Consider the following 21,555-nt stretch of genomic DNA (forward strand, 5'->3'; position numbering starts at 1 on the left):
CGTCCGGATCGTTACCCCTGGCATGACCGCTATGACCCCCGGCTCGAACATCCCTCTCACCGCCGCGCGCGTGGCGGTGGACGTCGCCGCCCCGGTGCGGCTCGACGTCTCGGGCCTGCTGCTCGGCGCCAACGGCAAGGTGCGCTCGGACGACGACTTCATCTTCTACAACCAGCCCGCCGGGCCCGGTGTGACCTACCGCTCCGGCGGCGGCACCGCGCCCGACGCGATCGTGGTGGACACGGGCGCGCTCCCGGCCGGCATCGAGAGGATCGTCGTCACGGCGAGCCCCGACGCCCCGGGCCAGACCTTCCAGGGCATCGAGCCCACGGCCACCGTGCGCAACGCGGACGACGGCAGCGTCCTCGCCACGTTCACACCGCCGCAGCTCGCCACCGAGACCGCCCTGGTCGTCGTCGAGATCTACCTGCGCAACGGCGCGTGGAAGGCCCGCGCCGTGGGCCAGGGATACGCGAACGGGCTGGCCGGCATCGCGACGGACTTCGGCGTCTCCGTGGACGACGCGCCCGCCGCCGCCCCGGCACCGACGCCGGTTGCTCCGACGCCGGTCGCCCCGGCGCCCGTCGCCGCGGCCCCCGTCGCCCCGCCGGTCCCGCCCGCGCCGCCCACGCCGCCCGCCGGCACCCCGCTGGACCCGCGGATCGCGGCCTCGGCGCCCCCGGCACCGGCCGCTCCCCCGGCCGCCGCCCCCGTCTCCACCGGCAAGATCAACCTCGACAAGGGCCGGGTCAGCCTCCAGAAGAACCAGACGGTGTCCCTGGTCAAGGGCGGCCGGCCGCTGCTCTCCCAGGTCAAGATGGGCCTCGGCTGGGAGCCCGCCTACCGCGGCAAGGACATCGACCTGGACGCCTCCGTCATCGCGTACGGGCCGCAGCGCAACCACCTGGACAGCTGCTACTTCGGCAAGCTGTCGATCCTCAACGGCTCGATCAAGCACTCCGGCGACAACCTCACGGGCGAGGGCGCGGGCGACGACGAGGTGATCGTCGTCGACCTCGGCCGGCTGCCCGCCGACGCCACCGGCCTCGTCTTCACGGTCAACTCCTTCTCCGGCCAGAAGTTCACCGAGGTCGCCAAGGCCTACTGCCGGCTGATGGACGCCGCGACCGGCGAGGAGCTGGTCCGCTTCGACCTCACCACCGCCGAGCCGCAGACCGGCGTGATGATGGCCAAGCTGATCAAGCAGTTCACCGGCGAGTGGGAGATGACGGCGATGGGCGAGTTCGTGAAGTCGAAGACGGTCCGGGGCATGGTGAAGCCGGCCGCCCAGTCGCTCTGAGCGGCAGGCCCCGCCGCCCCTACGAGAACAGGGCGCTGTAACCGTTGAGGGCGGGCTGGCCGCCGAGGTGGGCGTAGAGAACGGTCGACTCCCGGCCGATCTCTCCCCGGTCCACCAGGTCGACCAGGCCCGCCATCGACTTCCCCTCGTACACGGGGTCGGTGATCATGCCCTCGGTGCGGGCGGCGAGCCGCATCGCTTCGAGGGTGGCCTCGTCCGGGATGCCGTACACCCCGCCGTGGTAGCGGTCGTCCAGCTCGACGTCGGCCGCCGTCACCTCGCGCTCGACACCGATGAGGGCGGCGGTGTCCCGGGCGATCCGGGTGATCTGCTCGTGCGTCGGGCCGGGCTTCGCCGAGGCGTCGACGCCGACGATCCGGCGGGCCCGTCCGCCCTCCTCGGCGAGCGCGGCGAAGCCGGCGACCATCCCGGCCTGGGTGGAGCCGGTCACCGAGCAGACGACCACCGTGTCGAAGAAGACGCCGAGCTCGCGCTCCTGCTCGGCCACCTCGTACGCCCAGTTCGCGAAGCCGAGACCGCCGAGCGGGTGGTCGGAGGCGCCCGCCGGGATCGCGTACGGCTTCCCGCCGCCCTCCTCGACCTCCCGCAGGGCCTGTTCCCAGCTCTCCTTGAAGCCGATGCCGAAGCCCGCCCGCACGAGGCGCACGTCGGCGCCGGCGAGGCGGCTGATGAGGATGTTGCCGACCTTGTCGTAGACGGGGTCCGGCCAGTCGACCCAGCTCTCCTGCACGAGCACGCAGCGCAGCCCGGCGCGGGCGGCGACGGCGGCGACCTGGCGGGTGTGGTTGGACTGGACCCCGCCGATGGAGACGAGGGTGTCGCAGCCCTGCGCGAGGGCGTCGGCGACCAGGTACTCCAGCTTGCGGGTCTTGTTCCCGCCGTACGCGACACCGGAGTTGCAGTCCTCGCGCTTGGCCCAGAGCGTGGCGCCGCCGAGGTGGTGGGTGAGCCGTTCCAGGGGGTGGACCGGGGAGGGTCCGAAGAGGAGCGGGTAGCGTGCGAAATCGGTGATCGGCAAGACGGCTCCCGGTGGGTGAGGCTGTTAGAGGGTGTCCTGAGGAACCTGGGGAGCCTGAGGGGCCCGCGGGGCCTGAGGTGACTGAGGGGCCTGAGGGGCCGGGATGCCGGTGACCTCGGCCACCTCGACGGCCTCGTCCGCGAGCTGTTCGAGCGCCGCCCAGATCTCGGTGGTGATCCGGACCGCCGCCTCCGCGTCCCCGCTCGCACAGGCGTCGATCAGCCGGGCGTGCAGCTCGGCCGATCCGCAGCTGCCGGAGTCGCCGAAGAGCCGCCGCTCGACGCGACGGATGAGTGGGGTGTAGCGCGCGATGGTGGCGGCGATCGCGTGGTTGCCGCTGGCGACGACGAGGACCTGGTGGAGCTCGTCGTCGGCGCGGAGGGCGGCCTCGACGTCGGAGGCGCGGACGGCCGCCGCGAAGCGCTCGTTGGCCTCGCGCATGGCCCGGACGCCCTCGGGGCCGAGCAGCGGTACGCCGGTGCGGGCGGCGAGTTCGTGCATCACGCGCACGACGGAGGCGGCGTCGCGGACGACCCGGCTGACCGGGCGGGTGACCCGGGTGTAGCTCTGCGGCTTGGTCTCGACGAGGCCCTCGTCGCAGAGCCGGGCCAGGGCCTCGCGCACGGGTGCGCGGGAGAGCCCGAGGCGGTCGGCGAGGTCGGCGTCCTTCAGGGAGGCGCCGGCGGCGAGGTCGCCGCGCACGATGGCCTCGCGCAGTGCCTCGTAAGCCCGGTCGCGCAGAAGGGTCCGGCCCACGGGCCGCAGTGCGTCCATGGGCTGACATGTTAGATGTCAGCCCATGGACCTGACCAGGGGTCAGAGGGGTTCAGCGGCGGGGCTGGCGGCGCCAGGGGCCGGTGATCGCGACCATGATGCCCGGAGTCTGGATGTTGGCGAACAGCGTGCCGCCGTCGGGCGAGAAGCAGACCCCGGTGAACTCGCCGTCGTTGAGCTCGTTCCGGGCGATCGGGTACGTCCGGCCGGAGTCGGTGGCGCCGAAGAGGTGCTGCACGCCCCGGCCGTCCTCGGCGATGACGATCCCGCCGTACGGGGAGACGGTGATGTTGTCGGGGCCGTCGTAGACGCCGTCCTCGCCGGGCGCCGGGTTCACGCCGAGCAGGACCTTCAGGGTGAGGGTGCGGCGCCGGGGGTCGTAGAACCAGACCTGGCCGTCGTGCGAGGGGCCGGGGCTCCACTCCTCGCGCGCGAAGGAGGAGACGACGTACGCACCGCCGTCGGCCCACCACATGCCCTCCAGCTTGCAGCCGCGGGTGACCTGGCCGGGGCCGAACTGCCGGCGGACGGCGACGGTGCGGGCGTCGCGGTCGGGGACGTCGACCCAGTCCACACCGTAGACCGTGCCGATGCGGGTGGCCTGGGACAGGTCCTCGACGAAACGGCCCCCGGAGTCGGTGCACTTGAAGGCCTGGAGCACACCGGCGTCGTCGGCGAGCGTACGGAGCCGTCCGCGCCCGTGCTCGAAGCCCTTCGGCGGCACCCAGCGGAAGAACAGGCCGAAGGGCAGCGCGGCGTCCTCGGTGAGGTAGGCGTGGCCGCGCTTGGGGTCGATGACGACGGCCTCGTGGTCGTAGCGGCCGAAGGCCTTGATCGGCTTGGGGTCGAGGTTGGCGCGCCGGTCGTGCGGGTCGACCTCGAAGACGTAGCCGTGGTCCTTGGTCATGCCGTTGACGCCCGCGAGGTCGGAGTTCTCCTCGCCGGTCAGCCACGTGCCCCAGGCGGTGCTGCCGCCGGCGCAGTTGGTGGAGGTGCCGGCGAGTCCGACCCACTCGGCGACGGTGCCGTCCCGGTGCACCTCGACGACGGTGCAGCCGCCGGGGGCGGTCGGGTCGTAGACGAGGCCCTCGGTGAGCGGGACGGGGTGGGGCCAGTTCGCGCGGGGGCCGTAGAGCTCGTGGTTGTTGACCAGGTACGTGGTGCCGCGGGGGCCGGCGAAGGCCGCGGTGCCGTCGTGGTTGTTCGGCGTGAACTCGCCGCTCTCCAGGCGCGTGACACCGCTGTGCGTGACGACGCGGTACGAGAACCCGGCGGGCAGGGCGAGGATCCCCTCGGGGTCGGCGACGAGCGGCCCGTAGCCGAGCACGTGCCCGTGTGCGTGCCCGTGTCCCTCGCCGTGCCCCGCTCCGTACACCTCCGGCTCGTCGGAGGCCAGCGCCTCGGGCGCCGTGGCGAGAGCGCCGACGACGCCGGTGAGGACGAGCCCCGCACCGGCGACGGCGGACTGCTTCGTGAACTCCCTGCGGTGGAGAGGCATGGTGTACGGGTCTCCCTGTGACGGCCGGATGTCGCGGGCCACCCTCCCGTGCCCCCGCGAACACGAGCTAAACACCGCGGGAACGCCCGCCGGGCGTCACACGAGCGAGAACCAGCCGAGGGAGATCACCGGATCCGGGCCAACGGACCCACCCGGCCACCAGGTCACCGGGTCACTGGGCCACCGGGTCACTGGGCCACCCGGCCACCCGGCTCAGGAACCCGACCGCGAGCGGGCCTTGAAGGCCGACTTGCGGGCCTCCTTCGCCGCCGTCTTGTCGCGGTGCAGCCGGCCCATCGCCTCCAGGACCTCGGCCGTCGCCGGGTGTTCCACCCGCCAGGCCGCCTCGAAGAAGCCGCTGTGCCGGCCCGTGAGCCCCTCGATCAGCTCCTGGAGCTCCTCCAGGTCGCCGTCCGAGTCGAGCTGCGCCGCGATCGTGTCGATCGCCAGCCAGAAGATCATCGTCTCCGAGGGCGCGGGCACGTCCGCCGCACCCCGCTCCGCGAGCCAGACCCGCGCCAGGCCGCCGAGCTCCGCGTCGTCCAGGACCTCCCGGACCGCGGGCTCCGCCTCCGCGCCCACGAGCGAGAGCGCCTGCTGGCAGTGGAGGCGGCGGAGCGGCGAGCCCGCGTCCGCGCCCCGGGCCGCGTGCAGCAGCTCCCGCGCCGCGGTCACCACGTCGCGGCCGGAGAGCCACGCGGTGGTCTCGGCGCGCGCGGCGGCCTCCGGGTAGCCGGCGATCCCGCCGAGGAGCGCGTCGGCGCCCTTGTCGGCGAGGTCGCCGACGGCGGGCGCGTCGACGCCGGCGTCGAGCATCCGGGCCCGGACGCCGTAGAGCCCGAGCGTGGTGAGCCGGACCATGCCGTACCGCGAGACGTCCTCGTCGTCGACCGGCGCGGCGGGCTCCTCACCCTCCTCGGCCATCAGGGCCTCGTCGACGGGCTGGTACTCGACGAGCCCGATCGCCTCCAGGAGGCGGAACTGCTCGTCGAGCCGCATCATCGCGTCCGAGACCTGCTCCAGCACGTCGTCGGTCGGTTCGCCCATGTCGTCGGGGACGACCATCGACGCGGCGAGCGCGGGCAGCGGTACGGGCCCGTCGCCGGGTCCGCCCTCGCTGACGGTCAGCAGGTAGAGGTTGCCGAGCACGCCCTCCAGGAACTCGCCCTCCATCTCGGGGTCCCAGTCCAGCGACTCCAGGTCGATCTCGCCGTCCTCGCCGACGAGGGTCTCCAGGTCGTCGAGGACGGGCACGACGGCGTCCGCGAAGACGGCGTCGAAGCCGTCCAGCCAGATCGCGAGGACGTCCTGCGGCGAACCGCCGGTGATCAGCGCCAGGTTCTCGCCGGGCCCCGCCCCGCCGGGAGTCTCGTCGTCCGCGCCGTCCTCGACGGTCACGAGGCCGGTGTCGACGGCGAGCCGCCAGGCGTCGGCCGCCAGGATCTCGGCCTCCTCGACGGCCTCCTCGAAGGCCTCGGTGTCCGCGAAGGAGCCGCCGCCGGCCCCGTCCGTGCCGTCGGCGTCGACGGTGAGGCCCAGGACCTCGACGGCGTCCGGGAGTTGCGCGTCGACGAGCTCGCCGCCCGCGCCGATCCGCGTCTCGGGCCCGGCCCAGCGGGCGAGACGCACGGCGCGGGCGAGGAGGGGCGCGGCCAGGGCGTCCCGCGCCAGCTCCGCGTCCGCGGGAAGCCGAACGGGGGGAAGGGTGGGCTGCTCCGCTGACATGTGGGGTGTCTCCTCGACGCGTACGGGTGGGACGGGGGTGGGGGACTGCGGGGAAAGAGCGGTACTCAGCGTAGACGCATCCGGGAGGGCGTCCGCCGGTTCACGGATCCGTCAGCCTTCGTACACCCGTCGACTCTTGACAAGTTCCCCACTCTCACAAGAGATTGACGCGCGTAGATTCATCTGCCGTTCCTCCAAGCACCCTCCGGAGCCCTGATGCCTTCCTCCATACCGAGATACGCCTCTATCTCGGCCGTCGTCGCCGCCGCTCTCGCCGCCGGCCTCCTCGCCGGTTCGGCGAGCGCCGCCACCGAGGACAGCGCCGCCGGCGTCCGCATCCACGACATCCAGGGCACCACCCGCGTCTCCCCCCTCGTGGGCAAGCAGGTCACCGGTGTCACGGGCATCGTCACGGGCGTCCGCACGTACGGCTCGCGCGGCTTCTGGATCCAGGACCCCGAGGCCGACGCCGACCCGGCCACCAGCGAGGGCCTGTTCGTCTTCACCAGCTCGGTCCCGACCGTCGCCGTCGGCGACGCGGTCAGCCTGAACGGCACGGTCACCGAGTACGTCCCGGGCGGCCTGACCTCCGGCAACCAGTCGCTGACGCAGCTCTCCAAGCCGGTCGTCACGGTGGTCTCGCAGGGCAACCCGGTCCCGGCCCCGGTGACGATCTCCGCCTGGTCCGTCCCCGACGCGTACGCCCCGGAGGGCGACCCGGCCGCCGCCGGCTCGATCAACGGCCTGCCGCTGGACCCGGAGACGTACGCCCTGGACTACTACGAGTCCCTGGAGGGCACCAACGTCCGGATCGGCTCCTCGCGGGTGGTCGGCGCCACCGACCCGTACGCGGAGCTGTGGGTGACGGTGAAGCCGTTCGAGAACCGCAACTGGCGCGGCGGCACGGTCTACGGCTCGTACGAGTCCCAGAACACCGGCCGGCTCCAGATCCAGTCGCTGACCCCGCTCGCCCAGCAGCCCTTCCCGAAGGCGAACGTGGGCGACCGGCTGACGGGCACGACCGAGGGCCCGCTCGACTTCAACCAGTTCGGCGGCTACACGCTGACCGCGCGGACCCTCGGCACGGTCGAGGACCGCGGCCTGGAGCGCGAGACCACGGACAAGCAGCACAAGAACGAGCTGGCCGTGGCGACGTACAACGTCGAGAACCTCGACCCGAGCGACCCGCAGGAGAAGTTCGACGCCCTCGCGAAGGCGGTCGTCGACAACCTCGCGTCGCCCGACATCCTCGCCCTGGAGGAGATCCAGGACAACAACGGCGCCAAGAACGACGGTACGGTCGCCGCCGACCAGACGGTCAAGAAGTTCACGGACGCGATCGTCGCGGCCGGCGGCCCCGCGTACGAGTGGCGCTCCGTCGACCCGCAGAACAACAAGGACGGCGGCGAGCCCGGCGGCAACATCCGCCAGGTCTTCCTCTTCAACCCCGCGCGGGTCTCCTTCACGGACCGCGCGGGCGGCGACGCCGTCACCGGCACCGCCGTGACGGGCGAGAAGGGCCGCGCCGCGCTGACCCTCTCCCCCGGCCGCATCGACCCGGCGAACACCGCCTGGGAGAGCAGCCGGAAGCCGCTCGCGGGCGAGTTCGTCTTCCGTGGCCGCACGGTCTTCGTGATCGCCAACCACTTCGGTTCGAAGGGCGGGGACGAGTCCATCGTCTCGCACCACCAGCCGCCGAACCGTTCCTCCGAGGCGAAGCGACTGCTCCAGGCGCAGGCCGTCAACGCCTTCGTGAAGGACATCGTCGCCCTGGAGAAGCAGGCGGACGTCCTCGTCGTCGGCGACATCAACGACTTCGAGTTCTCCGGCACGACGCAGGCGCTGACGGACGGCGGCGCGCTGTACCCGGCCGTGAAGTCGCTGCCGCGCTCCGAGCGGTACTCGTACGTGTACCAGGGCAACAGCCAGGTCCTCGACCAGATCCTGACGAGCCCGGGCGTGCACCACTTCGCGTACGACAGCGTCCACATCAACGCGGAGTTCGCCGACCAGGACAGCGACCACGACCCGCAGGTCGTCCGCTTCCGCCCGTAGTCACCCGGGGTGGCCCGGGGGCGGCGACGAGCCGCTCCGGGCCGTCCGGCCGTGTCACACGCCCGCGCTCAGGCTGAGCGCGGGCGTGTACCGCTTCACCCGGCCGCCCACGAGCGCCGGGTAGTGGCGCACCCGCGTCCAGGCCTCGCCCAGCCGGGCGTCGTCCGCCAGCCACTCCACATGGGCCCGCTCGCTCTCCCACTCGGCGTAGTTCAGGACCCGGCCGCCGTCGGTGGACAGATGGAACTGGACGCTGGTTCCGCCGGACCCCGGCCGCATCGTCGTGTCCTCGTCCATGGCGGTGAACACGGTGTCCACCCAGTCCTCCCGGCTCCCCGCCTCGGGCCCTCCGAAGTCGGCCTCGACGACCACGACGATCCCGGGCAGCTCCCCCGTGCCCGACCCGTCGCGGACGGCGGAGCGGTGGATCGGCGCGTAACGGCGGAGCTCCACCCGCTCGATGCCGGGCACGGCGGCGTCGATCTCGGCGTTCCGGTCGTCGCGGTAGGTGCGGAGGAAGTCCTCGTAGGCCTGCTCGGCGGTCCACTGCGAGTAGTGCAGCAGCGTGTCCCCGTCGGTCCCGGCGTAGACGCTGTACGAGAGCAGCCCGAGGTCGGGCCATTCCCTGCTCTCCCAGGTCCTGCGGATGGCGTCGACGGCCGCGCGCTGGCGCTCGGGGGTGCCGACCCGCCAGGTGCTGACGAGGACGGCGCCGACTCCGGGGCGGTGGAGGTCGGGGCGGGCATCGGGGTGGGCGACGGCGTTCATGGGGGTCTCCTGTTCCTCGGGGGTTCCTCGGATGACTCCACCGTCGTCCCTCAACCTTGGTTGAGGTCAACCCCCGTTCCCGTGCGAGACTTCGCGCCATGATTCTTCGCGACCTGACCCTGCGCCCCGCGACCCGTGCCGAACTTCCCGCCGTCCTCGCGCTCCTGGCCGACGAGGACACGGTCGTGGACCCCGCCTCGGTCGTCGTCACCGAGGCGTACGAGCGGGCCTTCGCCGACATCGAGGCCGATGCGCGCAACGAGATGCTGGTCCTCGTGGACGGCGAACTCGTCGTGGGCTGCCTCCAGATCACGTACATCCCCGGGCTCGGCAAGGGCGGCGCCGAGCGGGCCCTGATCGAGGCGGTACGGATCAGGGCCGACCGGCGGGGCGGCGGTCTCGGGCGGGGGCTGATGGAGGGGGCCGTGGCGCGGGCCCGCGCACGCGGCTGCGCGCTCGTCCAGCTGACCAGCGACAAGCGGCGGACGGAGGCCCACCGCTTCTACGCCTCGCTGGGTTTCGCGCGCAGCCACGACGGGTTCAAGCTGCGCTTCTGACGTCGACCGCGCGGAGCCCGACTAGCCGAGCAGGTGCCCGCCGCCGTCCACGAGGAGCACCTCGCCCGTGATGTACGAGGCGTGGGCCAGGTCGAAGACGGCCTGCGCGATGTCCTCGGGGCGGCCGACGCGGCGCAGCGGGACGACGCCCGCGACGTGCTCCTTGGCCTCGTCCGCGCCGTCGACCCCGTCGAACCAAGGGGTGTCGATGAGGCCGGGCGCGACCGCGTTGACCCGGACGTCGGGGCCGAGGGTCTTGGCGAGGAGCTTCGTCATGTGGTTGACGGCGGCCTTGGAGACCGCGTACGGGATGGAGCTGCCGCCCGGCCGGACGCCGGCCTGGGAGGAGATCGTCACGACGCTGCCGCGGGTCTTCCGCAGGTGCGGGACGGCGGCGGTGACGGTCTGCCAGACGCCGATGACGTTGACGTCGTAGAGGTGCCGCCACACGTCGGGCGAGGCGGCTTCGAGGTCGTCGTGCGGGATGAAGCGGGTGGTGCCCGCGCAGTTGACGAGGAGGTCGAGGCGACCGAGGCGCTCCACGGTCCGCTCGACGAGCTCCTTGGCCTGGGTCTCGTCGGAGACGTCCGCCCGGAGGTAGACGGCGCCGGGCAGTTCGGCGGCGAGGCGTTCCCCGGCCTCGACGGACCGGGCGGAGTTGACGACGACCCGGATGCCGGCCTCGGCGAGGCGGCGGGCGACGGCGGCCCCGATGCCCGAGGACGAGCCGGTGACGAGTGCGACGCGCTCTTCGGTCACGGCGCGCTCTTGGGTCACGACGCGCTCTTCGGTCGTGCGGTGTGAGCTCATGCTGTGGTGTTCTCCATGTCCCCCTGTCGCGCCCGCCGATCATGTCAGACCGGCGCCACCCTTCAGTAGCGCTTATCCCTCGAACCAAGCAGATCTAAGTGGACCTTCACCGTCCGTTGCGCACAGACTTCCCTGATGAGCACTGAACGTCCTTTCGGCCGCGCGCTCTGCGCGATGGTCACGCCCTTCTCCCCCGCCGGCACGCTCGACCTCGACCGGGCGGGCGAGCTGGCCGCCCGTCTCGTCGCGGAGGGCTGCGACGGCCTGGTCCTCAACGGCACCACCGGCGAGTCGCCGACCACCACCGACGCCGAGAAGGCCGCGCTCGTCTCCGCCGTCCGGGCGGCGATCGGCCCGGTCCCGTCGGTCCTCACGGGCATCGGCACCGCCGACACCCGGCACACCGCGGAGCTGGCCCGCCAGGCCGAGAAAGCGGGCGCCGACGGACTGCTCGTCGTCACCCCGTACTACAGCCGCCCTCCGCAGGCGGCCGTCGAGGCGCACTTCCTGAAGGTCGCGGACGCGACGGAGCTGCCGGTGATGGTCTACGACATCCCCGGCCGCACCGGCACGCGCGTCGAACCGGCGACGATGCGGCGGCTCGCCGAGCACCCGCGGATCGTCGCGGTGAAGGACTGCTCGTACGACTTCCTGGCCGCGGCCCGGCTGATCGCGGAGACCGGGCTGGCGTACTACTCGGGCTGCGAGGAGCTGAACCTCCCGCTGTACGCGGTCGGCGGCGCCGGCTACGTCAGTACGGTGGCGAACGTGGCCCCCCGTCAGCTGCGCGCGGTCCTCGACGCCTTCGACGCCGGGGACACCGCCGAGGCCGCCCGCCTCAACGCCCTGACGCTGCCGCTCGCCGAGCTGATGATGGCCTCGGGGCTGCCCGGCACGGTGACCGCCAAGGCGCTGCTCGGCGGACCGGTGCGGGAACCGCTGCAGCCCGCCGACCGGGAGACGGTCGACGGGCTGCGGGGTGCGCTCGAAGCGCTGCTGCGAGGAGCTCAGGCGGAGTCGGTCGTGTAGGTCCGGCCGAGGATCGCGGCGTGCTCCAGGACGTCCTCCAGCGGGTCGTCGATCTGCCCGGTGTGGAGCGAGAGGCTGGGGCCGTTCGTGACGGTCGGGCCGTTGTGCGTGTGCGTCTCGTCCGCCTGGGCCGTGCCGGCCGGCAGCAGCACCGCCACCGCCGTGAGCACTCCGGCGACCGTGGGCTTCGTCCTCATGTCGACTCCTCGCCTTGTCTGCGTCCAGTGACTCCGCGCCCTGCCGGGCGCGCGCCCTGTTAACGCAGAGTCACCACATCAGTTGTGGCTGTGGAGGATCTCGTTCAGTCCGCCCCAGACCGCGTTGTTCGGGCGGGCCTCGACGGCGCCGGTGACCGAGTTGCGGCGGAAGAGGATGTTCGAGCCGCCGGAGAGCTCACGGGCCTTGACGACCTGGCCGTCGGGCATGGTGACCCGGGTGCCGGCCGTGACGTACAGGCCGGCCTCGACGACGCACTCGTCACCGAGGGCGATGCCGACGCCCGCCTCGGCACCGATCAGGCAGCGCTCGCCGATCGAGATGACGACGTTGCCGCCGCCGGAGAGGGTGCCCATGGTGGAGGCGCCGCCGCCGATGTCGGAGCCGTTGCCGACGACGACGCCGGCGGAGATCCGGCCCTCGACCATCGAGGTGCCGAGGGTGCCGGCGTTGAAGTTGACGAAGCCCTCGTGCATGACGGTGGTACCGGCGGCGAGGTGGGCGCCGAGGCGCACACGGTCGGCGTCGGCGATGCGGACCCCGGCGGGCACGACGTAGTCGGTCATGCGCGGGAACTTGTCGATGCTGGTCACGGCGAGGTGCAGGCCCTCGGCGCGGGCGTTGAGCCGCACCTTCTCGATGTCGTCCACGGCGACCGGGCCGAGCGAGGTCCAGGCGACGTTGGCGAGGAGGCCGAAGACGCCGTCCAGGCTCTGGCCGTGCGGCTTGACGAGCCGGTGGCTGAGCAGGTGCAGGCGCAGGTAGGCGTCGTGCGCGTCGAGCGGCTTGTCGTCGAGCGAGGAGATGACGGTACGGACGGCGACCACCTCGACGCCGCGGCGGGCGTCCACGCCGAGGGCCTTGGCGGCCCCGTCGCCGAGGGCGTTCACGGCCTCTTCGGGGGTGAGCCGCTCGGTGCCGGCGGGGCCGGGCGCGTCGGTCAGCTCGGGGGCGGGGAACCAGGTGTCGAGAACGGAGCCGTCACCGGCGATGGTGGCGAGGCCGGCGGCGACGGCGCCGGTGGTGCGAGGAGCAGTGGTCATGACGGAAAACCTAACGGTCGGGCCCCCGCGCGGGCCAACCGGTCTCAGGTGTCGGTCGAGCGCGTCGGCGGTTCCGACGAGTCCCGGACCGGTGCCTTGGGTGCTTCGTTCAGGACCCGCGCCAGCATCTCGCGCGCGTGTTCCTCGTCGTACGTGCCGTCGGTGAGCAGCACCTGGAGGCAGATGCCGTCCATGAGGGCGACCACGGCGCGCGCGGTGGCGGGATCGGTCCGGGCGGCGAGCGTGGCGACGACGGCCTCGGTCCATTCGGCGGCGACCGGGCGCAGGGCGGGGCGGCGCAGGGCCGCGAGGTAGAGCTCGTACTCCAGCTCCACGCCGGTGCGTTCGCCGCCCATCCACTCCCCGAGGAGCCGGGCGAGGGGGGCGGCGAGGGGGGCGTCGGGCTCGGCCAGGGCGGGGCTTTCGCGGAGCTGCCGCCCGAAGCCCTCGTTGGCCTGGCGGAGCGCGGCGACGAGGAGTTCGTCGAGGGAGGCGAAGTGGTACGTGGTGGAGCCGAGCGGCACGTCCGCCTCGGCCGCCACCGTGCGGTGGCTCAGCCCGGCGATGCCGGACCGCCCGACGACCCGGAGGGCCGCGTCGACGATCCGCTCGCGCCGCTCGGGGTCGTGGCGGCGGGCGCGGGCCATCAGTGCGCGCCGCCGAGCTGGAGGACGGCGACCCCGGCGACGATGAGGACGATCCCGGCGATCTTGGCGAGGCTGAGGGTCTCGCCGAGGAAGAGGATGCCGATCGTGGCGACGGCGGCGGTGCCGACCCCGGACCAGATGGCGTACGCGGTGCCGACCTGGAGGGTCTTGAGGGCCTGCGCGAGGAGCGCGAAGGCGATCAGGTAGCCCGCGCCGGTGATCAGCGAGGGCCAGAGCTTGGAGAAGCCGTCGCTGTACTTCATCGAGGTGGTGGCGAGGATTTCCGCCACGATGGCGCCCGCCAGCAGTCCGTAACCCATGTGTACGAGAGTACACATCATGCGTACGGGCGTACACATCGGCGACCGCTACGGTATCCGGCATGACGTTTCCCCCAGCGCCGCCTTACGGCTACGGCTACCCGCCTCCGCCCCCGAGACCCGGGGTCATACCCCTGGCACCACTCACCCTCGGCGCGATCCTCTCCGGCACCTTCTCCGCCTTCGGGCGCCACTGGAAGCAGCTGCTCGGTTTCACCGCCGCCGTCTACGGCACGACGCTCCTGTTCGTCGTCGCGGCGATCGGCATCGCGTTCGCCGCCGTGGGCGACCTCTTCGACGCCGTGTTCGACCTGCCCACGGGTCAGGAACCGGCGTGGGACGACGTCCGGCCGATGATCGTCGCCTTCGTCTGCGTCTGGATCGCCGCCCTGCTCGCGCTCCTCTGCGCCAACGCCCTGATGGCGGCGGCCTGCCCCGCCGTGATCCAGGAAGCCGTCCTCGGCCGCCCGGTCACCTTCCGCGCGCTCTGGCGCCGCGCCTGGTCCCGGATGCCGGCCGTCCTCGGCACCGTGTTCCTGACGAGCCTCGCCCTGGTGATCCCCTTCGCGCTCCTCGTCGTGGGCTTCGTCGGCATGCTCCTGGCTCTGTTCGCGGCCTCGAACACCTCGAGCGGCCTCGCGGACGGCAACTGGATCCTCGTGCCCGCCCTGGCCTTCCTCCTGGCGCTGCTCGTCACCCCGCTCGCGCTCTGGATCTGGGTGAAGTTCAGCCTGGCCCCGGCGGCCGCGGTCATGGAGGGCCAGGGCGCGATCGCCTCGATGCGCCGTTCCTCGGCCCTCGTCCGCGGTACCTGGTGGCGCGCCTTCGGCATCCTGCTGCTCGTGGCGGTGGCGACCAGCTTCGTCGGCTGGATCATCCAGCAGATCCTCTCGCTGGTGGCGTCGGCGCCGATGGCGGCCATCGACTTCTCCGGCGACGACCCGAGCGCGATGATCGCCGCCTCCGCCGTGGTCATCGCGTTCCTGCTCGCCGGACAGATCGTCAGCCAGCTGGTCGTCTCCGTCTTTCCCCCGATGGTGACGGCCCTGCTCTACGTCGACCTGCGCATCCGCAAGGAGAACCTGGCCCCGGACCTGGCCCGCTCCGCCGGCCTGTACTAACGGCTTCCCGGATCCCCTCGGCCGGGTCGGACACGCGAAACGGCCGTGCCCCGAAGGGCACGGCCGTTCTCGCACATCCGCGTCTCAGACGTTGAAGCCGAGCGCGCGCAGCTGCTCGCGACCGTCGTCCGTGATCTTGTCCGGACCCCACGGCGGCATCCAGACCCAGTTGATCTTCAGCTCGTTGACGATGCCGTCCGTCGCGGACTTCGCCTGGTCCTCGATCACATCGGTCAGCGGGCAGGCCGCCGACGTCAGGGTCATGTCCAGCGTCGCGACGTTCGAGTCGTCGATGTGGATGCCGTAGATCAGCCCGAGGTTGACCACGTCGATACCCAGCTCGGGGTCGACGACGTCGTACAGCGCCTCGCGGACTTCTTCCTCGGAGGCCGGCTTCATCGTGGCCCCAGCGTTCTCGGTCATGCCGACTTCCTCTCCGCGTCACCCAGCGCCTGGGCGGTCGCGTCCTTCCACGCCATCCAGCTGAGCAGCGCGCACTTCACACGGGCCGGGTACTTGGAGACGCCCGCGAACGCGACCGCGTCCTCCAGGATCTCCTCCATCGCGTCGTCGGGCTCGATCTGGCCCTTCGACTGCATCAGCTCCAGGAAGGTGCCCTGGATCTTCTGCGCCTCTGCCAGCTCCTTGCCGACGAGCAACTCGTTCAGCACCGAGGCCGAAGCCTGGCTGATCGAGCAGCCCTGACCTTCGTACGAGACGTCCGCGATGCGCGAGCCCTCGTACTTCACGCGGAGCGTGATCTCGTCGCCGCACGTCGGATTGACGTGGTGCACCTCGGCATCGCCGTCCCGAAGACCGCGCCCGTGCGGGTGCTTGTAGTGGTCCAGGATGACGTCCTGGTACATCGAATCCAGCTTCACGACCCAACCCCTACCCGAAGAAGTTCCGTACGTGCTCCAGACCCGCGACGAGGGCGTCGACCTCGGCCGGGGTGGAGTACAGATAGAACGACGCCCGCGTGGTCGCAGGAATTCCGTACCGCAGGCAGACCGGCCGCGCGCAGTGGTGGCCGACCCGGACCGCGATGCCCTCCTCGTCGAGCACCTGACCCACGTCGTGCGGGTGGATGTCGCCGAGCGTGAAGGAGATCGCCGCGCCGCGGTCCTCGGCCGTGGTGGGGCCGATGATCCGCAGGTCCGGGACCTCCTGGAGGCGCCGAACGGCGTACTCGGTGATCGCGTGCTCGTGGCGCGCGATGTTCTCCATGCCGATCGCCGACAGGTAGTCCACGGCCGCACCGAGGCCGACGGCCTGGGCGATCGGGGGCGTACCCGCCTCGAACTTGTGCGGGGCCGGAGCGTAGGTCGAGGAGTGCATCGACACGGTCTCGATCATCTCGCCGCCGCCGAGGAAGGGCGGGAGGTCCTCCAGGAGCTCCTGCCGTCCCCACAGGACGCCGATGCCCGTCGGACCGCACATCTTGTGGCCGGTGAAGGCCACGAAGTCGGCCTGGAGCGCCTGCACGTCCAGGACCATGTGCGGGGCCGCCTGCGAGGCGTCGATGCAGACGAGCGCACCGACCTCCTGGGCGCGACGGATGATCGTCTCGACCGGGTTGATCGTGCCCAGCAGGTTCGAGACCAGCGTGAACGAGACGATCTTGGTCTTCTCGGTGATGACCTCTTCGATGTTCGAGAGGTCGAGACGGCCGTCGTCGGTGAGGCCGAACCACTTCAGCTTCGCGCCCGTGCGCTGCGAGAGCAGCTGCCACGGCACGATGTTGGAGTGGTGCTCCATCTCCGTGATGGCGATCTCGGTCTCGTGGTCCACGCGGTAGGGCTCGTCGGCCCAGCCCAGCATGTTGGCCACGAGGTTGAGCGACTCCGAGGCGTTCTTGGTGAAGATCACCTCGTCGCGGCTCGGCGCGTTGATGAACGCCGCGACCTTGTCGCGGGCGCCCTCGTACAGCGCCGTCGCCTCCTCGGCGACCAGGTACACGCCACGGTGCACGTTGGCGTTGTGCTGCTCGTAGTACTCGTTCAGCGCGTCGAGGACCTGGCGCGGCTTCTGCGAGGTCGCCGCGGAGTCCAGGTACACGATCTTCTTGCCGTCGTGGACCACGCGATCCAGGAGCGGGAAGTCCTTGCGGATCGCCTCGGTGTCGAGGAGGCCGGAGAGCCCCTGATGGGCAGATGTCACGCGGATGCGCCACCCTTCGTGCTGTAGGCCTCGTAGCCCTCGTTCTCCAGCTTGTCGGCAAGCTCGGCGCCACCGGACTCGACGATGCGGCCCTCGGAGAAGACGTGAACGAAGTCGGGCTTGATGTAGCGCAGGATGCGCGTGTAGTGCGTGATCAGCAGGGTGCCGACCTCGCCGGTCTCGCGGACGCGGTTGACGCCCTCGGAGACCTGGCGCAGCGCGTCGACGTCGAGGCCCGAGTCGGTCTCGTCGAGGATCGCGATCTTCGGCTTGAGGAGCTCCAGCTGGAGGATCTCGTGGCGCTTCTTCTCACCGCCGGAGAAGCCCTCGTTGACGTTGCGCTCGGCGAAGGCCGGGTCCATCTGGAGCTGCTCCATCGCGGACTTGACCTCCTTCACCCAGGTGCGCAGCTTGGGGGCCTCGCCGCGGATGGCGGTGGCGGAGGTGCGCAGGAAGTTGGAGACCGAGACACCGGGGACCTCGACCGGGTACTGCATGGCCAGGAAGACGCCGGCGCGGGCGCGCTCGTCGACCGACATCTCCAGGACGTCCTCGCCGTCGAGGGTGACGGTGCCGCCGGTGACCGTGTACTTCGGGTGGCCGGCGAGCGAGTACGCCAGGGTCGACTTGCCGGAGCCGTTGGGGCCCATGACGGCGTGGGTCTCGCCCTGCTTGATGGTCAGGTCGACACCCTTGAGGATCTCGCGGGGGCCGTTCTCGGCCTCGACGGAGACGTGCAGGTTGCGGATTTCAAGCGTTGCCATGGGTGACTCAGGACTCCTGGGTGACGGAGACGAGCACATCGTCCCCTTCGATCTTGACGGGGTAAACGGGCACGGGGCGCGTCGCGGGAAGGCCGGAGGGCTTGCCCGTGCGGAGGTCGAAGCTCGACCCGTGCAGCCAGCACTCGATGGCGCAGTCCTCGACCTCGCCCTCCGAGAGGGAGACGTTCGCGTGCGAGCAGATGTCGTTGATCGCGAACACCTCGCCCTCGGTGTGCACGACCGACACCGGCGTGCCGTCGACCTCGACCCGCTTCGGGGTGTCGGCCTCCAGCTCGCTCAGTGCGCAGACTCGGACGAAGGCCATCAGACGGAGGCCTCCAGCTCGGCCTCGATCTTGGCGAGGAGGCGCTCCTGGACGTCCGGCAGACCGATCTGCTGGACCAGCTCCGCGAAGAAGCCGCGGACGACGAGGCGGCGGGCCTCGGCCTGCGAGATGCCGCGGGACATCAGGTAGAAGAGCTGCTCGTCGTCGAAGCGGCCGGTGGCCGAGGCGTGACCGGCACCGGCGATCTCGCCGGTCTCGATCTCCAGGTTCGGCACGGAGTCGACCCGGGCGCCGTCCGTGAGGACCAGGTTCCGGTTGAGCTCGTACGTGTCGGTGCCCTCGGCGGCGGCCTGGATGAGCACGTCGCCGATCCAGACGGCGTGCGCGTCCTGGCCCTGCAGCGCGCCCTTGTAGGCCACGTTGGACTTGCAGTGCGGGGTGTTGTGGTCGACCAGGAGGCGGTGCTCCTGGTGCTGGCCGGCGTCGGTGAAGTACAGGCCGAAGAGCTCGGCCTCGCCGCCGGGGGCCGCGTACGACACGCGGGGGTGGATGCGGACGACATCGCCGCCGAAGGTGACGATCACCGACTTGAAGGAGGCGTCGCGGCCGACCAGCGCGTTGTGCTGGGCGACGTGGACGGCCTTCTCGTCCCAGTCCTGGACGGAGACGACGGTCAGCTTGGCGCCGTCACCGAGGACGTAGTCGACGTTGGCGGCGAGCACCGCGTCACCGGTGTGGTCGATGACCACGACGGCCTCGGCGAAGGCGCCGAGCTCGATCACCTGGTGGCCGAAGGCGACCCCGCCCTCGCCGCGCACGGCGATGCGGATCGGCTCGGTGAGGACGGCCTCCTTGGCGACGGTGACGACCGAGGCCTTCTCGAAGGAGGAGTACGCCTGGGCGGCGACGCGGTCGACGGGCTTGCCCGCCTTGCCGAGCCGCTCGTCCTCGCGGCCGACGGTCTCCACGGTGACGCCCTCGGGGGCCTCGATCTCGACCTTGACGCCCTCGCCGGACGCGACGGCGGTGCCGTCGTGAAGGCCGCGCAGTCGCGCCAGCGGCGTGAACCGCCACTCCTCCTCACGGCCGTGCGGGACGGGGAAGTCCGCGACGTCGAAGGACGGGGGCGCGCTCATGCGCGTGGCGACGGTGGACTCGGCGGCCACCGCGATCGAGCCGGCGGTGGTGGAGCCCGCCGGGATGTTCTGAGCCTCAGCCATGGCTGTCGTCTTGCTCTCTTCCTGCGTACGTACGAAGTCGGTCGCTGCGGGGCGAAGGGCTGCGGGGCGGCTTTAGCCGACCGAGCCTTCCATCTGCAGCTCGATCAGCCGGTTGAGCTCCAGGGCGTACTCCATCGGGAGCTCCTTGGCGATGGGCTCGACGAAGCCGCGGACGATCATCGCCATGGCCTCGAACTCGGTGAGGCCGCGGCTCATCAGGTAGAAGAGCTGGTCCTCGGAGACCTTGGAGACGGTGGCCTCGTGGCCCATGGAGACGTCGTCCTCGCGCACGTCCACGTAGGGGTACGTGTCCGAGCGGGAGATCGTGTCGACGAGCAGCGCGTCGCAGAGCACGTTGGACTTGGAGCCCGGGGCGCCCTCGCCGATCTCGATGAGACCGCGGTAGGAGGTGCGGCCGCCGCCTCGCGCCACCGACTTGGAGACGATGTTCGAGGAGGTGTTCGGGGCCATGTGCACCATCTTGGCGCCGGCGTCCTGGTGCTGGCCCTCGCCCGCGAAGGCGATGGACAGCGTCTCGCCCTTGGCGTGCTCGCCCATGAGGTAGACGGCCGGGTACTTCATGGTGACCTTGGAGCCGATGTTGCCGTCGACCCACTCCATGGTGGCGCCCTCGTAGGCGACGGCGCGCTTGGTCACCAGGTTGTAGACGTTGTTCGACCAGTTCTGGATGGTCGTGTAGCGGCAGCGGCCGCCCTTCTTCACGATGATCTCGACGACGGCGCTGTGCAGCGAGTCCGAGGAGTAGATCGGGGCGGTGCAGCCCTCGACGTAGTGGACGTAGGCGTCCTCGTCGACGATGATCAGCGTCCGCTCGAACTGGCCCATGTTCTCCGTGTTGATACGGAAGTAGGCCTGGAGCGGGATCTCGACCTGGACGCCCTTCGGCACGTAGATGAACGAGCCGCCGGACCACACGGCCGTGTTCAGCGAGGCGAACTTGTTGTCGCCGACCGGGATGACGGTGCCGAAGTACTCCTTGAAGAGTTCCTCGTGCTCCTTCAGCGCGGTGTCGGTGTCGACGAAGATGACGCCCTGCTCCTCCAGGTCCTCGCGGATCTGGTGGTAGACGACCTCGGACTCGTACTGGGCGGCGACACCGGCGACGAGGCGCTGCTTCTCCGCCTCCGGGATGCCGAGCTTGTCGTACGTGTTCTTGATGTCCTCCGGCAGGTCCTCCCAGGACTCGGCCTGCTTCTCGGTGGACCGCACGAAGTACTTGATGTTGTCGAAGTCGATGCCGGAGAGGTCGGAGCCCCAGGTGGGCATGGGCTTCTTGCCGAAGAGCCGCAGACCCTTGAGACGCAGCTTCAGCATCCACTCGGGCTCGTTCTTCTTCGAGGAGATGTCGCGGACGACGTCCTCGTTCAGACCGCGCTTGGCCGTGGCACCGGCCGTGTCGGAGTCGGCCCAGCCGTACTCGTACCGACCCAGGCCCTCAAGCTCGGGGTGGCTGATCTCGGTGGTCATGCGGGGTTCCTCCCGGCCGTGCTGACGGATGCTGATGAACTGGTCTGTGGGGCGCTGTGCGGGATGAACGTCGTGCAGACGCCGTCACCATGCGCGATGGTGGCCAGACGCTGGACGTGCGTTCCCAGGAGGCGGGAGAAGAACTCCGTCTCCGCCTCGCACAGCTGCGGATACTGCTCGGCGACGTGGGCGACCGGGCAGTGGTGCTGGCAGAGCTGCTCGCCGACCGGCGCGTTCCGCGCAGTGGCAGCGTACCCGTCCGCTGTCAGGGCCTTGGCAAGTGCCTCGGTCCGCCGGGCGGGGTCGGCCGTCTCGACGGCTTCCCTGTACGTGTCGCCCTGGGCCTCGATCCGGTCGCGGGCGAAGGCGGCGACGGCCGCTTCCCCGCCGGCGTTGCGCTCGATCCAGCGGAGCGCCTCGACGGCCAGGGAGTCGTACGACTGGTCGAACTCGTCCCGGCCGCAGTCGGTGAGCGCGAAGATCTTCGCGGGGCGGCCTCGGGCGCGGGCGCCGTAGACGCGCTTCTCGCGGGCCTCGACGACGTTGTCCGCGACCAGCGAGTCGAGGTGGCGGCGGACGGCGGCCTGGGTGAGGCGCAGTCGCTCGGCCAGATCGGCGACGGTCGAGGGACCGTGGTCCAGGATCGACCGCGCGACCCGGTTGCGCGTCGAGCGCTCACGGGTCGCGAGTTCCTCCACGGGAGCCGCGCCAACGTTTTTCACAACGCCATTGTTG

At 71.2% G+C, this 21,555-nt stretch carries 23 protein-coding genes; 5 read left to right on the forward strand and 18 right to left on the reverse strand.

Annotated elements, in window-relative coordinates:
- The first annotated feature begins 22 nt into the window (after positions 1 to 22).
- Complete coding sequence (locus tag ACFC0G_RS00530; RefSeq protein ID WP_376394895.1) at positions 23 to 1,300, forward strand: TerD family protein; 1,278 nt, start codon at positions 23 to 25, stop codon at positions 1,298 to 1,300.
- Between the two features lie 19 nt (positions 1,301 to 1,319).
- On the opposite strand, the gene ACFC0G_RS00535 is transcribed toward ACFC0G_RS00530, so the two are convergent.
- From ACFC0G_RS00535 to ACFC0G_RS00550, 4 genes are all read right to left on the reverse strand, one after another.
- On the reverse strand, positions 1,320 to 2,339 hold the full coding sequence (locus ACFC0G_RS00535) for a 1-aminocyclopropane-1-carboxylate deaminase (protein ID WP_376394898.1): 1,020 nt from the start codon (positions 2,337 to 2,339) through the stop codon (positions 1,320 to 1,322).
- A 24-nt stretch (positions 2,340 to 2,363) separates the two neighbouring features.
- Entirely contained in the window at positions 2,364 to 3,113 is a 750-nt protein-coding gene (locus tag ACFC0G_RS00540; protein WP_376394901.1) for a GntR family transcriptional regulator, read from the reverse strand.
- 52 nt (positions 3,114 to 3,165) lie between these two features.
- Positions 3,166 to 4,611, reverse strand: coding sequence for an alkaline phosphatase PhoX (locus ACFC0G_RS00545; RefSeq protein ID WP_376394904.1), 1,446 nt, complete (start codon positions 4,609 to 4,611; stop codon positions 3,166 to 3,168).
- Positions 4,612 to 4,824: 213 nt separating this feature from the next.
- Entirely contained in the window at positions 4,825 to 6,336 is a 1,512-nt protein-coding gene (locus tag ACFC0G_RS00550; RefSeq protein WP_376394907.1) for a hypothetical protein, read from the reverse strand.
- Between the two features lie 216 nt (positions 6,337 to 6,552).
- Between ACFC0G_RS00550 and ACFC0G_RS00555 the strand changes: the two genes are divergently transcribed.
- Positions 6,553 to 8,391 (forward strand): endonuclease/exonuclease/phosphatase family protein, encoded by a 1,839-nt coding sequence (locus ACFC0G_RS00555; RefSeq protein ID WP_376394910.1) that lies wholly within the window; start codon positions 6,553 to 6,555, stop codon positions 8,389 to 8,391.
- A gap of 54 nt (positions 8,392 to 8,445) precedes the next feature.
- Here ACFC0G_RS00555 and ACFC0G_RS00560 read toward each other — a convergent pair whose 3' ends face one another.
- Positions 8,446 to 9,159 carry an antibiotic biosynthesis monooxygenase gene (locus tag ACFC0G_RS00560; RefSeq protein WP_376394913.1) on the reverse strand — a complete coding sequence of 238 codons (714 nt, stop codon included), beginning with the start codon at positions 9,157 to 9,159 and terminating at the stop codon, positions 8,446 to 8,448.
- A gap of 98 nt (positions 9,160 to 9,257) precedes the next feature.
- Here ACFC0G_RS00560 and ACFC0G_RS00565 point away from each other — a divergent pair, with 98 nt between their 5' ends.
- Positions 9,258 to 9,716, forward strand: a complete 459-nt coding sequence (locus ACFC0G_RS00565) for a GNAT family N-acetyltransferase (protein ID WP_376394916.1) — start codon at positions 9,258 to 9,260, stop codon at positions 9,714 to 9,716.
- 21 nt (positions 9,717 to 9,737) lie between these two features.
- Here the strand turns inward: ACFC0G_RS00565 and ACFC0G_RS00570 are convergent, their stop codons facing one another.
- Complete coding sequence (locus tag ACFC0G_RS00570; RefSeq protein WP_376394920.1) at positions 9,738 to 10,526, reverse strand: SDR family NAD(P)-dependent oxidoreductase; 789 nt, start codon at positions 10,524 to 10,526, stop codon at positions 9,738 to 9,740.
- A gap of 135 nt (positions 10,527 to 10,661) precedes the next feature.
- Between ACFC0G_RS00570 and dapA the strand changes: the two genes are divergently transcribed.
- Positions 10,662 to 11,555 carry a 4-hydroxy-tetrahydrodipicolinate synthase gene (gene dapA / locus ACFC0G_RS00575; RefSeq protein ID WP_376394923.1) on the forward strand — a complete coding sequence of 298 codons (894 nt, stop codon included), beginning with the start codon at positions 10,662 to 10,664 and terminating at the stop codon, positions 11,553 to 11,555.
- On the opposite strand, the gene ACFC0G_RS00580 is transcribed toward dapA, so the two are convergent.
- The 4 genes from ACFC0G_RS00580 to ACFC0G_RS00595 form a co-directional block, all read right to left on the reverse strand.
- Positions 11,534 to 11,752 carry a hypothetical protein gene (locus tag ACFC0G_RS00580; protein ID WP_055644201.1) on the reverse strand — a complete coding sequence of 73 codons (219 nt, stop codon included), beginning with the start codon at positions 11,750 to 11,752 and terminating at the stop codon, positions 11,534 to 11,536. The two genes, dapA and ACFC0G_RS00580, sit on opposite strands and share 22 nt — an antisense overlap.
- Before the next feature lie 78 nt (positions 11,753 to 11,830).
- Positions 11,831 to 12,814, reverse strand: coding sequence for a 2,3,4,5-tetrahydropyridine-2,6-dicarboxylate N-succinyltransferase (dapD, locus tag ACFC0G_RS00585; protein ID WP_376394927.1), 984 nt, complete (start codon positions 12,812 to 12,814; stop codon positions 11,831 to 11,833).
- A gap of 44 nt (positions 12,815 to 12,858) precedes the next feature.
- Positions 12,859 to 13,461: a TetR/AcrR family transcriptional regulator gene (locus ACFC0G_RS00590; protein WP_376394930.1), complete on the reverse strand. Its 603-nt coding sequence runs from the start codon at positions 13,459 to 13,461 to the stop codon at positions 12,859 to 12,861.
- On the reverse strand, positions 13,461 to 13,781 hold the full coding sequence (locus ACFC0G_RS00595; RefSeq protein ID WP_329624136.1) for a multidrug efflux SMR transporter: 321 nt from the start codon (positions 13,779 to 13,781) through the stop codon (positions 13,461 to 13,463). The genes ACFC0G_RS00590 and ACFC0G_RS00595 overlap by 1 nt, the downstream gene beginning before the upstream one ends.
- Before the next feature lie 62 nt (positions 13,782 to 13,843).
- On the opposite strand from ACFC0G_RS00595, the gene ACFC0G_RS00600 reads away from it, so the two are divergent.
- On the forward strand, positions 13,844 to 14,902 hold the full coding sequence (locus ACFC0G_RS00600) for an oxidoreductase (RefSeq protein ID WP_376394934.1): 1,059 nt from the start codon (positions 13,844 to 13,846) through the stop codon (positions 14,900 to 14,902).
- Positions 14,903 to 14,986: 84 nt separating this feature from the next.
- Here ACFC0G_RS00600 and ACFC0G_RS00605 read toward each other — a convergent pair whose 3' ends face one another.
- From ACFC0G_RS00605 to ACFC0G_RS00640, 8 genes are all read right to left on the reverse strand, one after another.
- Positions 14,987 to 15,325: a metal-sulfur cluster assembly factor gene (locus tag ACFC0G_RS00605; protein ID WP_024757177.1), complete on the reverse strand. Its 339-nt coding sequence runs from the start codon at positions 15,323 to 15,325 to the stop codon at positions 14,987 to 14,989.
- Complete coding sequence (gene sufU / locus ACFC0G_RS00610) at positions 15,322 to 15,783, reverse strand: Fe-S cluster assembly sulfur transfer protein SufU (protein WP_376394938.1); 462 nt, start codon at positions 15,781 to 15,783, stop codon at positions 15,322 to 15,324. Before sufU ends, ACFC0G_RS00605 begins: the two co-directional genes overlap by 4 nt.
- 10 nt (positions 15,784 to 15,793) lie before the next feature.
- Positions 15,794 to 17,062: a cysteine desulfurase gene (locus tag ACFC0G_RS00615; protein ID WP_024757175.1), complete on the reverse strand. Its 1,269-nt coding sequence runs from the start codon at positions 17,060 to 17,062 to the stop codon at positions 15,794 to 15,796.
- The gene (gene sufC, locus ACFC0G_RS00620; protein ID WP_024757174.1) at positions 17,059 to 17,826 is read right to left on the reverse strand and encodes a Fe-S cluster assembly ATPase SufC; all 768 of its coding nucleotides are present in this window, start codon (positions 17,824 to 17,826) and stop codon (positions 17,059 to 17,061) included. Before sufC ends, ACFC0G_RS00615 begins: the two co-directional genes overlap by 4 nt.
- Positions 17,827 to 17,833: 7 nt before the next feature.
- Positions 17,834 to 18,151: a bifunctional 3-phenylpropionate/cinnamic acid dioxygenase ferredoxin subunit gene (locus ACFC0G_RS00625; RefSeq protein WP_030322524.1), complete on the reverse strand. Its 318-nt coding sequence runs from the start codon at positions 18,149 to 18,151 to the stop codon at positions 17,834 to 17,836.
- Positions 18,151 to 19,332: a Fe-S cluster assembly protein SufD gene (gene sufD / locus ACFC0G_RS00630; protein WP_376394943.1), complete on the reverse strand. Its 1,182-nt coding sequence runs from the start codon at positions 19,330 to 19,332 to the stop codon at positions 18,151 to 18,153. Before sufD ends, ACFC0G_RS00625 begins: the two co-directional genes overlap by 1 nt.
- 72 nt (positions 19,333 to 19,404) lie before the next feature.
- Positions 19,405 to 20,820: a Fe-S cluster assembly protein SufB gene (sufB, locus tag ACFC0G_RS00635; RefSeq protein WP_376394946.1), complete on the reverse strand. Its 1,416-nt coding sequence runs from the start codon at positions 20,818 to 20,820 to the stop codon at positions 19,405 to 19,407.
- Positions 20,817 to 21,542: a helix-turn-helix transcriptional regulator gene (locus tag ACFC0G_RS00640; RefSeq protein ID WP_376394950.1), complete on the reverse strand. Its 726-nt coding sequence runs from the start codon at positions 21,540 to 21,542 to the stop codon at positions 20,817 to 20,819. Before ACFC0G_RS00640 ends, sufB begins: the two co-directional genes overlap by 4 nt.
- Positions 21,543 to 21,555 lie beyond the last annotated feature (13 nt).

The organism is Streptomyces sp. NPDC056169 (genome assembly GCF_042268445.1).
In the GTDB taxonomy this organism is placed as follows: Bacteria; Actinomycetota; Actinomycetes; order Streptomycetales; family Streptomycetaceae; genus Streptomyces.

Coding starts and splice junctions, on each gene's coding strand:
- ACFC0G_RS00570 (WP_376394920.1), bottom strand. CDS start 10,526: ATGAGCTCACACCGCACGACCGAAGAGCGCGTCGTGACCCAAGAGCGC.
- sufD (WP_376394943.1), bottom strand. CDS start 19,332: ATGGCTGAGGCTCAGAACATCCCGGCGGGCTCCACCACCGCCGGCTCG.
- ACFC0G_RS00555 (WP_376394910.1), top strand. CDS start 6,553: ATGCCTTCCTCCATACCGAGATACGCCTCTATCTCGGCCGTCGTCGCC.
- ACFC0G_RS00540 (WP_376394901.1), bottom strand. CDS start 3,113: ATGGACGCACTGCGGCCCGTGGGCCGGACCCTTCTGCGCGACCGGGCT.
- ACFC0G_RS00625 (WP_030322524.1), bottom strand. CDS start 18,151: ATGGCCTTCGTCCGAGTCTGCGCACTGAGCGAGCTGGAGGCCGACACC.
- ACFC0G_RS00565 (WP_376394916.1), top strand. CDS start 9,258: ATGATTCTTCGCGACCTGACCCTGCGCCCCGCGACCCGTGCCGAACTT.
- sufB (WP_376394946.1), bottom strand. CDS start 20,820: ATGACCACCGAGATCAGCCACCCCGAGCTTGAGGGCCTGGGTCGGTAC.
- ACFC0G_RS00605 (WP_024757177.1), bottom strand. CDS start 15,325: ATGACCGAGAACGCTGGGGCCACGATGAAGCCGGCCTCCGAGGAAGAA.
- ACFC0G_RS00550 (WP_376394907.1), bottom strand. CDS start 6,336: ATGTCAGCGGAGCAGCCCACCCTTCCCCCCGTTCGGCTTCCCGCGGAC.
- ACFC0G_RS00595 (WP_329624136.1), bottom strand. CDS start 13,781: ATGGGTTACGGACTGCTGGCGGGCGCCATCGTGGCGGAAATCCTCGCC.
- ACFC0G_RS00590 (WP_376394930.1), bottom strand. CDS start 13,461: ATGGCCCGCGCCCGCCGCCACGACCCCGAGCGGCGCGAGCGGATCGTC.
- ACFC0G_RS00580 (WP_055644201.1), bottom strand. CDS start 11,752: ATGAGGACGAAGCCCACGGTCGCCGGAGTGCTCACGGCGGTGGCGGTG.
- dapD (WP_376394927.1), bottom strand. CDS start 12,814: ATGACCACTGCTCCTCGCACCACCGGCGCCGTCGCCGCCGGCCTCGCC.
- dapA (WP_376394923.1), top strand. CDS start 10,662: ATGAGCACTGAACGTCCTTTCGGCCGCGCGCTCTGCGCGATGGTCACG.
- ACFC0G_RS00545 (WP_376394904.1), bottom strand. CDS start 4,611: ATGCCTCTCCACCGCAGGGAGTTCACGAAGCAGTCCGCCGTCGCCGGT.
- ACFC0G_RS00530 (WP_376394895.1), top strand. CDS start 23: ATGACCGCTATGACCCCCGGCTCGAACATCCCTCTCACCGCCGCGCGC.
- ACFC0G_RS00560 (WP_376394913.1), bottom strand. CDS start 9,159: ATGAACGCCGTCGCCCACCCCGATGCCCGCCCCGACCTCCACCGCCCC.
- sufC (WP_024757174.1), bottom strand. CDS start 17,826: ATGGCAACGCTTGAAATCCGCAACCTGCACGTCTCCGTCGAGGCCGAG.
- ACFC0G_RS00600 (WP_376394934.1), top strand. CDS start 13,844: ATGACGTTTCCCCCAGCGCCGCCTTACGGCTACGGCTACCCGCCTCCG.